The sequence below is a fragment of the Gammaproteobacteria bacterium genome, from assembly GCA_003696665.1.
Classification (GTDB): Bacteria; Pseudomonadota; Gammaproteobacteria; order Enterobacterales.
Window position 1 is genome coordinate 1 of sequence record RFGJ01000335.1, and the last position, 12839, is coordinate 12839.

At 46.7% G+C, this 12839-nt stretch carries 14 protein-coding genes; all 14 read right to left on the minus strand.

Annotation, left to right across the window (positions count from 1 at the left end; genetic code table 11):
- Positions 1 to 123 precede the first annotated feature (123 nt).
- Positions 124 to 423 (minus strand): HU family DNA-binding protein, encoded by a 300-nt coding sequence (locus tag D6694_08700; protein ID RMH41581.1) that lies wholly within the window; start codon positions 421 to 423, stop codon positions 124 to 126.
- Positions 424 to 546: 123 nt separating this feature from the next.
- A complete protein-coding gene (locus D6694_08705; GenBank protein RMH41568.1) occupies positions 547 to 1509 on the minus strand; it encodes a hypothetical protein in 963 nt (320 codons plus the stop codon).
- The gene (locus D6694_08710; GenBank protein RMH41569.1) at positions 1506 to 2429 is read right to left on the minus strand and encodes an NAD-dependent epimerase/dehydratase family protein; all 924 of its coding nucleotides are present in this window, start codon (positions 2427 to 2429) and stop codon (positions 1506 to 1508) included. Before D6694_08710 ends, D6694_08705 begins: the two co-directional genes overlap by 4 nt.
- Positions 2426 to 3556: a glycosyltransferase family 1 protein gene (locus tag D6694_08715; protein RMH41570.1), complete on the minus strand. Its 1131-nt coding sequence runs from the start codon at positions 3554 to 3556 to the stop codon at positions 2426 to 2428. Before D6694_08715 ends, D6694_08710 begins: the two co-directional genes overlap by 4 nt.
- Before the next feature lie 59 nt (positions 3557 to 3615).
- Entirely contained in the window at positions 3616 to 4566 is a 951-nt protein-coding gene (locus D6694_08720) for an NAD-dependent epimerase/dehydratase family protein (protein ID RMH41571.1), read from the minus strand.
- Entirely contained in the window at positions 4559 to 5359 is an 801-nt protein-coding gene (locus D6694_08725; protein ID RMH41572.1) for a glycosyltransferase, read from the minus strand. Before D6694_08725 ends, D6694_08720 begins: the two co-directional genes overlap by 8 nt.
- Entirely contained in the window at positions 5356 to 6651 is a 1296-nt protein-coding gene (locus D6694_08730; GenBank protein RMH41573.1) for a glycosyltransferase family 61 protein, read from the minus strand. Before D6694_08730 ends, D6694_08725 begins: the two co-directional genes overlap by 4 nt.
- Positions 6652 to 6787: 136 nt before the next feature.
- Positions 6788 to 7891, minus strand: coding sequence for a DegT/DnrJ/EryC1/StrS family aminotransferase (locus D6694_08735; GenBank protein RMH41574.1), 1104 nt, complete (start codon positions 7889 to 7891; stop codon positions 6788 to 6790).
- Positions 7872 to 8300 carry a WxcM-like domain-containing protein gene (locus D6694_08740; GenBank protein RMH41575.1) on the minus strand — a complete coding sequence of 143 codons (429 nt, stop codon included), beginning with the start codon at positions 8298 to 8300 and terminating at the stop codon, positions 7872 to 7874. Before D6694_08740 ends, D6694_08735 begins: the two co-directional genes overlap by 20 nt.
- Positions 8297 to 8755: an N-acetyltransferase gene (locus D6694_08745; protein RMH41576.1), complete on the minus strand. Its 459-nt coding sequence runs from the start codon at positions 8753 to 8755 to the stop codon at positions 8297 to 8299. Before D6694_08745 ends, D6694_08740 begins: the two co-directional genes overlap by 4 nt.
- Positions 8756 to 9703: a glycosyltransferase gene (locus D6694_08750; GenBank protein ID RMH41577.1), complete on the minus strand. Its 948-nt coding sequence runs from the start codon at positions 9701 to 9703 to the stop codon at positions 8756 to 8758.
- Entirely contained in the window at positions 9700 to 10803 is a 1104-nt protein-coding gene (locus tag D6694_08755) for an FkbM family methyltransferase (GenBank protein ID RMH41578.1), read from the minus strand. The genes D6694_08750 and D6694_08755 overlap by 4 nt, the downstream gene beginning before the upstream one ends.
- A complete protein-coding gene (locus tag D6694_08760) occupies positions 10803 to 12257 on the minus strand; it encodes a lipopolysaccharide biosynthesis protein (GenBank protein RMH41579.1) in 1455 nt (484 codons plus the stop codon). Before D6694_08760 ends, D6694_08755 begins: the two co-directional genes overlap by 1 nt.
- Positions 12254 to 12799 carry a hypothetical protein gene (locus tag D6694_08765; GenBank protein ID RMH41580.1) on the minus strand — a complete coding sequence of 182 codons (546 nt, stop codon included), beginning with the start codon at positions 12797 to 12799 and terminating at the stop codon, positions 12254 to 12256. Before D6694_08765 ends, D6694_08760 begins: the two co-directional genes overlap by 4 nt.
- Positions 12800 to 12839 lie beyond the last annotated feature (40 nt).

Below are 12839 nucleotides of genomic sequence, written 5' to 3' on the forward strand. Positions count from 1 at the left end.
CGTATCGCCCGCAGGATCCCTCTTATGCGTGCCCATGTTCGTGATGCTGGTTCGCGCGACACGATCGGTCAAACGAAAACGGCGGCCAAAGGGCCGCCGTTTTCGTCTGCAATGGCTGATCGATCAGTTCAGACGCTTGTTGGCCGAATCATAGGCCTTGAAGCGAAGATAGTTGCGGGCCGGAACATCGATTTCCTTGCCCGTTTTGGGATTGCGGGCCTTCCGGGCATCACGGTGTTTCACATAGAACTTGCCAAGCCCCTTGAACCGCACCTCTTCGCCGACCTTCAGATGCTCGAAAATGGATTCCTTCAGTGCGTCGATCACGGCCCGCGCCTGCTTCTGCGTGACACCTGCGGCCTTCGCCGCTTCACGCGCGAGGTCCTGATCGCCAACGGCCCACGCCGGCAGTGCTGCCAGCATCGCAATTGCGGTCAAAACCAGCATCAACGACTTGCACATCGATTACCTCCCATCGCTTTCCAGTGGTCTCGTTTCCTGACCGAAATCGTTTTGATATAGCAAAAGCTTCAGGCATGTGCAAGTTCAGACTCGGGTTCGCACCCACCGATCAACTAGGCATCCGAGCGCAATGTAGACCGCAATCCAGACACCTGTTGCCAACGGCCACCAGTCGGGGTGCGCAAGCAGCCCCATCGCACTGCCCGCGGCCGCAAGCATCAGCATAACTTCAGCCGCAAGCGTTCTTCCATGCGACCAGCCTGCAAGCACTAGACGCTGATAGTAATGCTCGCGGTGCGCCTGCCAGAACTTTTCCCCACGCACGATGCGCCGAAGCAAGGTCACGGTGGCATCGACGATGAACGGTGAAAACACCAAAAGGGGGTACGCGACCGGAAACAACCCCAGCCGCCATCCTTGCCAGGAAAGAGCCCCCGCAAGGAGCCCCAGGGTGGCCGATCCCACATCGCCCATGAAGATCCGGGCGGGCGGCAGATTGAACACGAGAAAACCGGCTGCAGCTGCGGCCACAACCAGCGCCACGCTGGCAAAGGCTTCGTCTCCCGCGCGCCACCCCGCCCAGGCCAGCGCTGCAAACCCGATCACCGCCATTGCCCCAGCAAAGCCGTCCATGCCGTCCATGAAGTTGTAGAGATTCACCATCCATGTCAGCATCAGAATACCCATCATTGAGAGCCACAGGGAAATGTCACTGCTTTCTAACACAACCAAAGCTGCGGCGAACAGATGCACGGGCAGGCGGAAAACTGGAGAAAGCCCAATCAGATCATCGAGCAGTGACACTACCGCTATAATCAGAGTTGTCAGTGCTGGACCCACACACCACCAAGGCAAGCCGGATTCACGGAACAGCATCCACACGCCTACAGTTACAGCCAGAAGAATGGCCACACCGCCGGTTCGCGGTGTCGGGCGCGCGTGCAGAGATCGTTCATTCGGCGTGTCCTGGATGAGAATCGGAGTGAACCTCCCGGCAAGCCATGCTGTCAACAGTCCCGCCAACGCAAAGGTGAAAAAAGGGGTCATATAACGCCTTCCTTGCGAAGGTGATTCACAATTTCCTCCATCGAGTCACGAAGGTTTCTCGTTGGACGAAAACCAAGATCCTTTTGAATCAGAGTCGAATCATACCATTCGTCCCCAATAAGCTTCTCCAGCACTCCGGAATCGAACAGAAAACGATCACCGTGCAGCTTACCAATCATATCTCCCACCCATGCCAGAGTCTTTAGGACATTAAGCGGCAGAGTCCAGCCCGGCGCCTTTCGTCCCAGAGCTTTGCAGATCCATTCGTGGATCTTTCGAACCGAATATTCAACGCCATCCGTAACCACATAAGTTCTCCCTGCTGCCTCAGGGCGTGTAGCAGCCAGCCAAGCCGCTTTCACAACATCATCAACATGAACCATCGAACGCCGCCCGATCTCGGGGACAGGGGGGAACCAGCCCTTGGAAACCGCATAGATCATACGGGGAAGATTCCCTTTGCACCCAGGCCCATAAACCATGCCCGGACGCAACACAACCTTGTTCTGGATCTTAGTGGATAGAACCGCCCTTTCGGCCAGATACTTACTTTGCCCATATGAAGTATTCCTGCTAAATGCAGCCAAGGTGCTAAAAAAAACAAAATTATTAATATCAAGATCTTCTGCCAGTTGGGCAAGCCTTATTGTTGCATCATAATTAACCTTGAAATTCTCCCTAATTTCATCGACTGTTGGGGATATCATGTGAGCTTTTCCAGCCAAATGAAAAATTGTATCAGCCCCCTCCAGCATCTTTGGAGAAGCGTCGTTGATATCTCCAGTAAAACATTCATCCCATGGGCCACTTTCTGGACTCCGCAGATATGCTCGAACACACACACCTTTGGATTTTAAGAAAGCACAAAGCTTCCTGCCTATATACCCACTAGCCCCTGTAACAAAGACAACGCGAATCATGATAAATTAGCGTGACATGTAAGCAAATGGAGGTATTCTTCTTCAATTAACTTATTAATACGCTTTGCATTGAACAAGACTCGCGCACGAGCCATTGCTGCTCGCCCCATGCGAGATCGCAACTCTGCATCGTTTAGCAGTCTTTGAATTGCCTCCACTAACGCCCTCACATCCCGGGCTTCAACTAAAAGGCCTGTCTCCTCATCAACGATTGCATCTGACAAACCATAAATCCTTGTACCAATTGCAGGCACACCCATTGCAGCCGCTTCGATAACAACAGTTCCAAATCCCTCTCGATAACTTGGTAAACACAAGATGTCGGAAATGGCATAATATCGCTCAGGCTCATAAGTATAATCAACAATATGTGTATCGGGATAATTAGAGACATCATCCGGTGAGATTGCGCCGCCAGCTCCGCTTCCAGAATCAAAATTTCCAACCAATACCAAATGAAGATCCTTCCTTTGGTCCTTTATCTCAGAAAAAGCGCGTAGTAATTCATATACCCCCTTATCACGAGTTATTCTTCCAACAAATAACAAAACTGGAGCAGAAAAAGGAATACCAAGCGATTTACGTATGCTCTGTCGTTCTTCAACTGAGAACCGATTGGGGTCGAAGCGTTCTAGATCCACTCCCCCCAAGGAGCCATCGCCTAATACCGTTATTTTCCCTTTCTTCACAATTCTTTCTGAAATGAGATACTTCATCTGCCCAAAACTGTCCGCGTAACATTTAGTATTCATTACACCAATCAATTTATCACTAAGGCGCGCCAACCACGCCTTCACTCCGGTCATCGAAACCCAAGGCTGGCCAGTAAATGTATGCAACCGAATCGGCACCCTTGCCGCCCACGCAGCCAATGCTGCTAACACTCCTGCTTTGGGCGTAGTCGTGTGGACTATATGAATTCGTTTGTTCCTGAAGAGCTTGAATAGCCTGAATAATGCCGACAAATCACTGAAGGGCGAAATATCTCTGGCAATATTCACGGGAAACGTATAAACCCTTTCGATCCCTTCAAATACTTTCATTTCTGTTCCATCACTAGATACGACTATTACATCTGCACCACATTTTGATAAATGCTCAATTTGAGACTTGAGATGGGCAATCATCGTGTAGGGCACAGTGGAAACTCTTGCAATGCGGATATTCGAGAGACATAAAGAAGATGTCACCTTTGGCCTCGCATATATTCTTCCACCAAGCTAGCTATCCCTTCCTTAAGTGAAATTCGATGATTGAACCCGAGCTCCTTCGTAATGCGCCTGGAACTATAGACGGTTCGATCCGTCAAGGCCATTATTCTTCTTTTACTAAGGGGGAAATTTGGGATTCCTCCGCAAAGGGAAACTGCCATTTTAGCCAAAATTAGCGGCATTCTAAATTTAGGCTCGGGCTGCCCAAGGAATTTTGCAATACACTCCACAAAAGTGTCTAACGGCAAATTGTCCGAAATTATATAGACACGGCCATTCTGGGGTATTTTTCTTTTCCCGCACATGACCAAAGCATCCACAACATTTTCGACATGGACATAGTTTACATAAGCGCCAGGAGGTCCAATATAGAAAAAAAAGCCCTTATCAATCATTCTAATCAATTGGAACAACGATTTGTTTGGCATATCTTGTCCATAAATATTAGAAGGCCGCAGGATCACGGCCTGCAAGCCAGCGCGTTTTGCAGCATCAAGAACCAACGAATCAGCCTGAGCCTTACTCTTTTCATAAGGGTTACCCGGATTCAAGGGCGAATCTTCATAGATATTGCATCCTGGAGCCAACCCATAAACCCCAACGCTACTCAACTGAACCCATCGCCCAATTTTGTTCTGCGAGGCCAACAACAAGTTTCGCGTACCAATGACATTGGTCGCTTCCATGCGGGATGAGTCCAGAAGCTCTGCAGCACAGTGATACAGAACATCTACTCCTTCCACAAAGCTTTCAAGGATCTCTCTGTCACTAACTAGGTCTCCCACGTAGGGTATTGCGCCCGGCAATGCCCCCCCATCCAAGCTTCGGGTCAGGTATCGGACTTCGTCCCCTAGAGCGACATGGCGTGAAACTAGATGCCGCCCAACAAAACCAGTCCCTCCAGTAATTGCAACCACCTTAGACATTGAGTCTCCTTGGAAGGCGTTTGCGCATTGGTCGAGTTAAGAAAAAATGGAGCCAATCTAAAAAGTAACGACCCTGAAGATCACGCAATGACAACCATGCAGTCATAAATATATCCCGAGCCACAAGCCAGTTCCATCGCCCAGTCACATTGCTTTCGTGCCTCCGATATTGAGCATAAACTCCTGAAATATATCCGTAGACCCCATCCATACCGATAACGTCAATCCAAAGCTTCCAATCAGAAACCACGGGCAATGCCGGATGGAATCCATACGCGGGAATCCTAGAGCGCCTGACCATCACCGATGTGGCAGCAAAAGGGTTACCATCTCTGATCAATCCGGAAGCTCCAAGACCGCCCGTTAACGGCACTAAATCACTTGAACGAATTCCTATTGGCTCCCCAGAAGAATTAATCCATTCTACATCGTGCCCACATAGAACCCTCCTGTCGTCTTGCGCGAACCAAGAAACCTGACGTGTTATCTTGCCAGGTAACAACACATCATCCCCTCCCATGAAAGCGATGAATTCTCCGCTGCAAGCTCGCAGCCCGATGTTGCTGTTAGCGGTTATGCCAAGATTAGCCTGATTGAAGACAGGTTTTAGGCGCTGAGGATAGCGATAAGCCAACTCATGAATGATAGCAGGCGTGTTATCATTCGAAGCATCGTCAGCCACCACAACTTCAAGATTAGGATAATCTTGCTCCAAGGCGCTTTCCAGCGCCTCTCGAATATATTTTTCCTGATTATGAGTAATGACAAGAACAGACACGAGGGGAAATGTCATATCACGCCCATTTCTTCTAAAGCCGCTAGAACCTCTCGGGGAGAAACATGGTAATCTGAATGTAACTGGTTAGGGCGCAACGCTCTGCCCTCAACATACATGAGCTCATGGCCCGCATGTTGGCCCACCTGCGAAAAAAGATAGTGGTTGGCTGCCTTGGTTGCTGCCGCGAGGACTACCACCTTGCATCCTTCCGGAGCAAAAATCATGTTGCTCATGCCTGCTCCAGTGGGCCCGACTATCACTTCCGCTTCAGAAAAAAGATCAACTTGCTCTGTAAACGTCATGGTTTCTGGACGAACTATGATAAACCCTAGGCGGGTCAGCGCTTGGTGAATTTCTTTTTCATTCCGCAACCGACGATATGAGGCCCGGTCGCGGGCAACAAAAATTCTCTTTTTTTGTGGGTTGCTAGTTCCTGTAGGCACGAAAGCTTCCCGGAGAAGCGAAATGGCTTCCGGAGCCACGAGAAAATCATCCGCACGCGCATCCACACCATAATAATCGTGCGTATAGCTTAGTACTCCAGGATAGATTAGCCGGTCCACCCAAATCTGGTGCCTACGCTCAATGGTATGAATTTCTCGATCGCCTGATATTTGCTTCAACGCCTCAAGGTTCTGAGACGGCAAGTGAGCATCAACGATCAAGGGAATTCCTTCATACCTAGGGTCCCTAAGAGATAAAACCGCTCGGGGCAGGCATTCGAAAAGCCAGTGGAAATAGTTTCCCGAATGATCCTTGCAAAGATGAATGCCGACAGGGATTTTTTGCTTGGTATCCAGAATGGTTGACACCAAAAGGCGGCCCTTGTGGAACGCTGGTAGAAACAGTCCGAACGCCTGACGTGGGATAATACCAAAACACTTACAGCCAAAACGATCCGGATTCCCATAAGCAATCTCATCATACAGAACCCTCCCATCGCCCAAATCAATCAACTCTGTACCGCCCACAACGCCCACATCTGACAACTCGATAATATCGACCGGAGGATAACGAACGGGGATAACATGATTAGAGCTGTTATTATCTGAGTCAGGAAATTTTTTCTTCACAACCACTGGTTTCAGGCATCCCTCACGGGCGGGGAAAATCCGATTCCGAGATTGCGTCTTATCCAACCCGGGACCGTTTGAACCAACAACTGAAGCAAAGCGAGACTCGATGGAAGAACGCGAAAACAGTTGGTCACTGCGCAGTAAAATCATGGCGACCCCAAATTGTCCGCGTCGTACAAAAATAGCCACGAAATGATAGATGATGCGTTTAATTAAAATGAGGATTTTCACTCTTAGTTCAAATCATTACCACTCTTGAGATAGAAATCAGGGTAGTCTCGCATAATTGGAATCTGAACCCCTCTTCAGACATGTTGGAGCTGCATTGAATTCAATGCTGTACTCATATGGGTAAAATAAAACATTCTTATTTTCGAAAACTCCGGAAAACACTAATTACCCGATCAACTTGTGCGATATCCAGCGTAGCTCCCATCGGCAGACTAACAACCTCTTGCTGCAAACGTTCGGCAATTGGAAAGTCACCCTGACTGAACCCCAAATCGGAATAGGCAGGCTGAAGATGAGGGGAGACTGGGTAATGCACCAAACACCCTATACCCGCGTGCTCCATTGCCTCGATAATTTTTTTTCGATAAGGGACACGAACCACGAAAAGATGCCAAACAGGCTCTGCCCAGACCGGAACGTGCGGAAGAATTATTTCTCTGATTCCTCCAAGTTTCTCCAAATATTGCTGTGCAATTTTCGAACGGCGAGCATTCCATTCGTCTAGCCTGCGCAACTTTACCCGAAGCAGTGCCGCTTGAAGTTCGTCCAACCTAGAATTGAACCCCTGGACTCGATGATAATACTTAACCTTAGAACCATAGTTTCGCAGTTCGCATATTCTTTGATACAAAGATTCATCATTCGTAGTAACTGCGCCACCATCACCCAATGCACCAAGATTTTTTCCTGGATAAAAGCTGAACGCCGCGGCATCACCAAGGCTGCCAACGCGTCTCCCCTTGTAGCGTGCACCATGGGCCTGGGCCGCATCCTCAATCACCTTGAGGCCATGGCGCTTTGCAATATCATTGATGGAATCCATATTGGCCGGCTGCCCATAGAGGTGGACAGGAATAATGGCGCGCGTACGGGAAGTAATAGCCCGCTCGATAAGCGCCGGATCAATATTATATGTCGCCTCAATCGGCTCAACGGGCACAGGCTTCGCCCCCGCATGGCTGACTGCTAGCCAAGTAGCGATAAAGGTATTTGAAGGAACAATAACCTCATCGCCTGGGCCAATACCATAGGCTCTAAGTATCAGGTGTAGCGCATCGAGCCCATTTGCGACTCCTGCGCAATACTTGCTTTCACAATATGAAGCAAACTCCTGCTCAAAAGCCAAAAGCTCTTCGCCAAGAACATACCAGCCTGAATCCAGAACCTTTTCGAAAGCCTGAATCATCTCATGGCGGAGCTCAGAATTGATTGACCTGAGATCAAGAAAGGGAACTTTCACGCCGCCCCCCTGAAGCTTTTAAGAACTCATGGTAATCTCGAATGTAATCACCCTCATCGTAATAATCTGAAGCAAGAACAAGACAAACTGCTCCAGAGGAAAAATTATTGAGTTCACGCCATATCATTGGGCAGACATAAAGCCCATAATACGAACGATTAAGGTGGAATCGCTTCTTCGTCATGCCATCGTCCAGAAGCACATCGAAACTACCTGATATGGCAACGATGAACTGGTGCAGACTTTTGTGCGCATGCGAGCCACGCTCCGAACCACCGGGAACATCGTAAAGATAATAAACGCGCTTGATGTCGAAAGGGATATGATGCCCGCCCTCGATAAAGGACAAATTCCCGCGCGGATCTGAGATCTTGGGCAACTCAAGGATTCGACAATTTGCTATGCTCATGCCTTTCTCAAAACCCGAGCCGGATTGCCGACAACCACTACGCCATCAGGAACATCCTCAACCACAACGGCTCCAGCACCAACCATTGCCCCCCTACCTATTCTCACACCTGGAAGAATTGTTGCATTCGCACCAATGGATGCCCCAGCCTCTATGAACGTTTTCCTTTTATTGAAAGGGCTCCTGCTTCGTGGAAAAAGATCGTTGGTGAAGGTTGCGTTGGGGCCTATAAAGACGTCATCCCCTACTCTCAGGCCATCCCATAACTGCACCCCTGACTTCACTGTAACCCGATCTCCAATCACCACGTCATTCTCAATTAAGCAGTGAGAACAAATATTGCAGTCGTTTCCAATTATTGCCCCAGGAAGAATAACAACGTACTGCCACACTCTTGTTCCAGGCCCGATTTCTTTCGTTTGAACGTCCGACGACTCATGCACAAACACACGCATTTATAGCGCCCCCAAAACTTTATACCAAATGAATTGCGGATAAAGCATCAATGCTCTTAGAAAAAAACCATTCTTCAAGTTATTTTTCATTCTTTCATTCGTAAAATATGCTAATTTTCTGTATTGCCTAATTTTGTAAGGCCACGGCAAACATCGAATTAACTTCTTTGTCATCAACGTGTTCCATTCAAGCTTGGAGGATTCATCTCGGCCACTCCAAATTCCCGCGCCTGTGATGCGATAAACGGAAACCACTTTTGGCAAAAGCACAAAAGGCCCCATTGTAATCAGGATCTCACGCAATGCTGTATCCCCAAATAAGCAGTGGCCTGCGAAATACCGTTCAACCACTTCCTTAAACAAGGCTTTTGGAACTAAATATGTCGATGTATGGTAATAAGCTTGATCAATTTCCTCAAAACCAAGAATTTCGCTCCCGAGAAAGGGGGTCGTTTCTTCTATAACCAACCCATTCTCCGTTTGCCTGCAATGATAACACAAAGCAACGCACATTGATGCACCAGGGTAATTTTCCATCAAGCTCACTTGTCTCTCCAGTTTATGTGGATCAATCCAAAAGTCATCACCCTCGCAAAGTGCGATATAATCACCCCTAGCCACTTTCGGCCAAACATGAATTGCACGCTCAAAAGCAAACTGATTTGTATCATTAACGATTACACGAATTATTGAAGGATAGCGCTTAACATAATCCTTGATAACTTCGGTTGTCCCGTCTGTGGAAGCGTCATCGCGAATAATAATTTCGAATGGAAACGTCGTTTCCTGCGCCAAAAAGCTTCTAATGGCATCTTCTATATAATAAAAATGATTAAATGTAGAACAGCAAACACTTACTTTTGGTTTAATCTTCCCCCCCCACTTTTTAATCATATCAGTTTCGGAAGGAAGAGGTCGAGCAGAAAGTACGGGGTAAATATTTGTCATTTCGACCTATCGATAGCATAAAGCATTATTTCATGGCCAACAATCGTGTAATAATCTAAATAAAAATCATAAGATGGATTCAGGGAGCGCAGATACTCGGGAATCGTAATCATGTCGTCATCTTTATGATACACAGCAATGGCAAGCTTTGGCTTGAACTCTCTGACCGTTCGCGATGCCCCCATGAGAGCCGGAAGTTCTGCACCCTCAATATCCATCTTAATGAAGTCGACTGATTTCAACCCTTCTGCACTTACAAAATCGTCAATTGAAAGGGTTCTCGTATTTCCTTGATATACTCCAGCCTCAGCAACCTGGCTGGCGGGCCCTCGGTCAACATAGCTCAAAGGGATATTGGACTCACTCCAAACAGGACGCTTTACAATATGGATCCTATCCTTAAAGTGAGGATTCATCGCAATATTTCTTTCGAAGACACTTAAATTCGATGGGATAAATTCAAACGAATACACCGCCTTCGCTCCACGTGAAGAAAAATACAACGCCGTATCTCCCCAACATGCACCTGCATCAATTACGATATCACCTTCCTCTACGCATACGAGATTATTGTAGTTATACTGTTGAAGAACGAAATCGACGTATATACCGTTATCCACGAAATAGAGTCTAAGATCAAACCCATAAGGGGTAAGATCATACAGTGATAAATCGGATCGAAAGTTTCTCATTGGAATTTTTCCAGGCAACACACATTCAGAGACTTTTTCACGGCCATGCCAATAAGACTCAGTATTAAGGGATAATTTTACTCTTAGTGGCCCATAGGCACGGTACAATAGCAACTCGATCAATTTGAGCTTACTTTCATTGTCAGACAGAATATCAAATGTCTTTTGAAACGATTTGAAATGCTCCAAATAATAATTCCACGCCTCTGAATTCGACAAAGAAAGGAAGACGCCCGAATCTCTAGATGTAACAAATTTACGCGCAAGACGAAGAATCTTTGTAAGGAAAACTTCAACTCGAATTCGCCGAGACGGCTGGGACAGCTCGGCATCAAAGTTATCATCATAAAAATTGAATGGTATCTTCATCGCCTTTTCAGCCAAACACTCGAAAAAATTAAGAGCCATTAAGCATGCCTCCGCATCAATATAGAATAAAGTTCGACCATCAAGGACTTCTGGAAGGAAAGAATTAGCACTAAATAAATCGCAACAGCACCTAATGAAAGAATTACAAGAACAATCAATTCCGGAAAAGCACTTTCAAGAAAAGCCTTCGCAACAATCACAGCTCCCGCAACAAATACACTCATGAGAAGGGGAGGAATTATATTATTAGTAAATTCAGCTACAGAGAAACCGATTGTCTTTCCTACCTCCCTATAAACCGGGTAATAGTTAACAAGTTTAGCAATGAGAAGCGAGATCATCATTCCGTCTATCCCAAACTGAATTCCAATGATCATTGCAAGGATCAGACTCGACCTGACATACAAGGTCAGACGAAACAGCGATTTGGTTCTTCCTTGAGATAAAAATAGCGGATTATTCATTCCACCAATTGAGTCAAGCAAGAAAACAATACATAAAAAAGAAAGGATATGGCCCATCTCTTTCCACTCCGGCCCCAAAATAGCAAGCACAAAAACATCACTCATTCCACTAAACACCAAAAGAATTGGAAAGGTAAGACTGGCCAACATACGCACAGTTTTGAAATGAATGGTTTTAATTTTTGAAAGATCATCTTTGTAGGTCGAATATTGTGCAAAAAATACTCTCGAAAAAACTTGGCCCACAATATTCGCCGGAAGATATGCAAGCTGGCATGCATAATTGTATGCCCCCAATGAAGAAGGACCGACAAATCTGGCAACAAGGATACCATCAAGCTTTGTAAGTAAATAATTTATCAGGCTGGTCCCCAATAAATATTGACTATATCCCCAGAGATCCTTAAAAGACTTCCTGCAGAATATAAGCTTAGGCCTCCACCCAACGACATACCAAAGTATAGCCACCCGAGAAATTACTGAGGCATACAGTCCCGCCATTAGCGCCCAAACCCCCAAACCATGATGGGCCAATGTCAATGCCGCCATCACATTGAACAGGGCGGCTAGAATCTCTATATATGCTATTTTCTTAAACGATTGTTCTTTCTGCAAAATAGCTAGGGGCACCAATGACAGCGCTGTTACCGGCAATAGAAATGCGCCTACCATGAAAAGTGATTTCAGATCCGGACTTCCGAAAAAGCCGGATACCCACCCCGCAGCTAGAACGAGACCTAATGATAAAACCAAAGCTACGAAAAAATTAAACCAGAAAGCAGTTGAAAAATGCCTTTCTGATGATGCCTGGTTGTGAATCAGTGCACTTCCCATGCCCATATCGATAAAGATTGAAGCAAAGGCGGTGAATATCATCACAATTGTCATCAATCCAAACTCATGGGGAGAAAGCATCCGGGCCAAAATCAAGAAGCTAAAAAGGCTAACTGCCTGGGAGCCCAGGCTCCCTAAGGCGCTATAACCGATACTTTGCCTTAAGTTTTCTTGTTTCCTTGACTTAGATGTCATGCGTTATAATAAGCTCTATACACAGCCAAGGCATTATCTGCATCAGCTTTCGATAAAACCAATTGATTGCTCGAGCTAAAACATCTTTCAGCCTGATAATCCTTGGCAACCTCACATCCCTGATGGCTCAAAAGAGATAGCATGGCCCGAAAAAAGCTTTCTGGCGAGGAACAAAAGTCCTCATATTGAACGGCAAGCTTTCGTTCATCTGCAACGTATTCCAAACCTTGATCTATAGCTCGATTGATGCACGCAACCTGACCTGCAGCCTGTTCAATCGGGCTAAGTTTCATAAGTTCTTCTTTCTCCGGAATATCAAAAGAATACCAAGCATCCCGATTCCCAAGCTGCCTCTCTCTTGCGTACAATACAGACTGGATATTCATTAAGGGATCGCGCTTGATCCGCACGAAAATCACTTTATCAAAAATCGAGTCAAGAAATGGGATGTTGTAATTAAACAGCATCCCCTTAGCAGCGAAAGGTTTTTCAAAAACCCGCATCACACCGGCAAGCTCGGCTTTCAGGGTTTCGACATCCATTGTCTCCCGCAACTCATCATCCGTCCATACATCCCGGTTC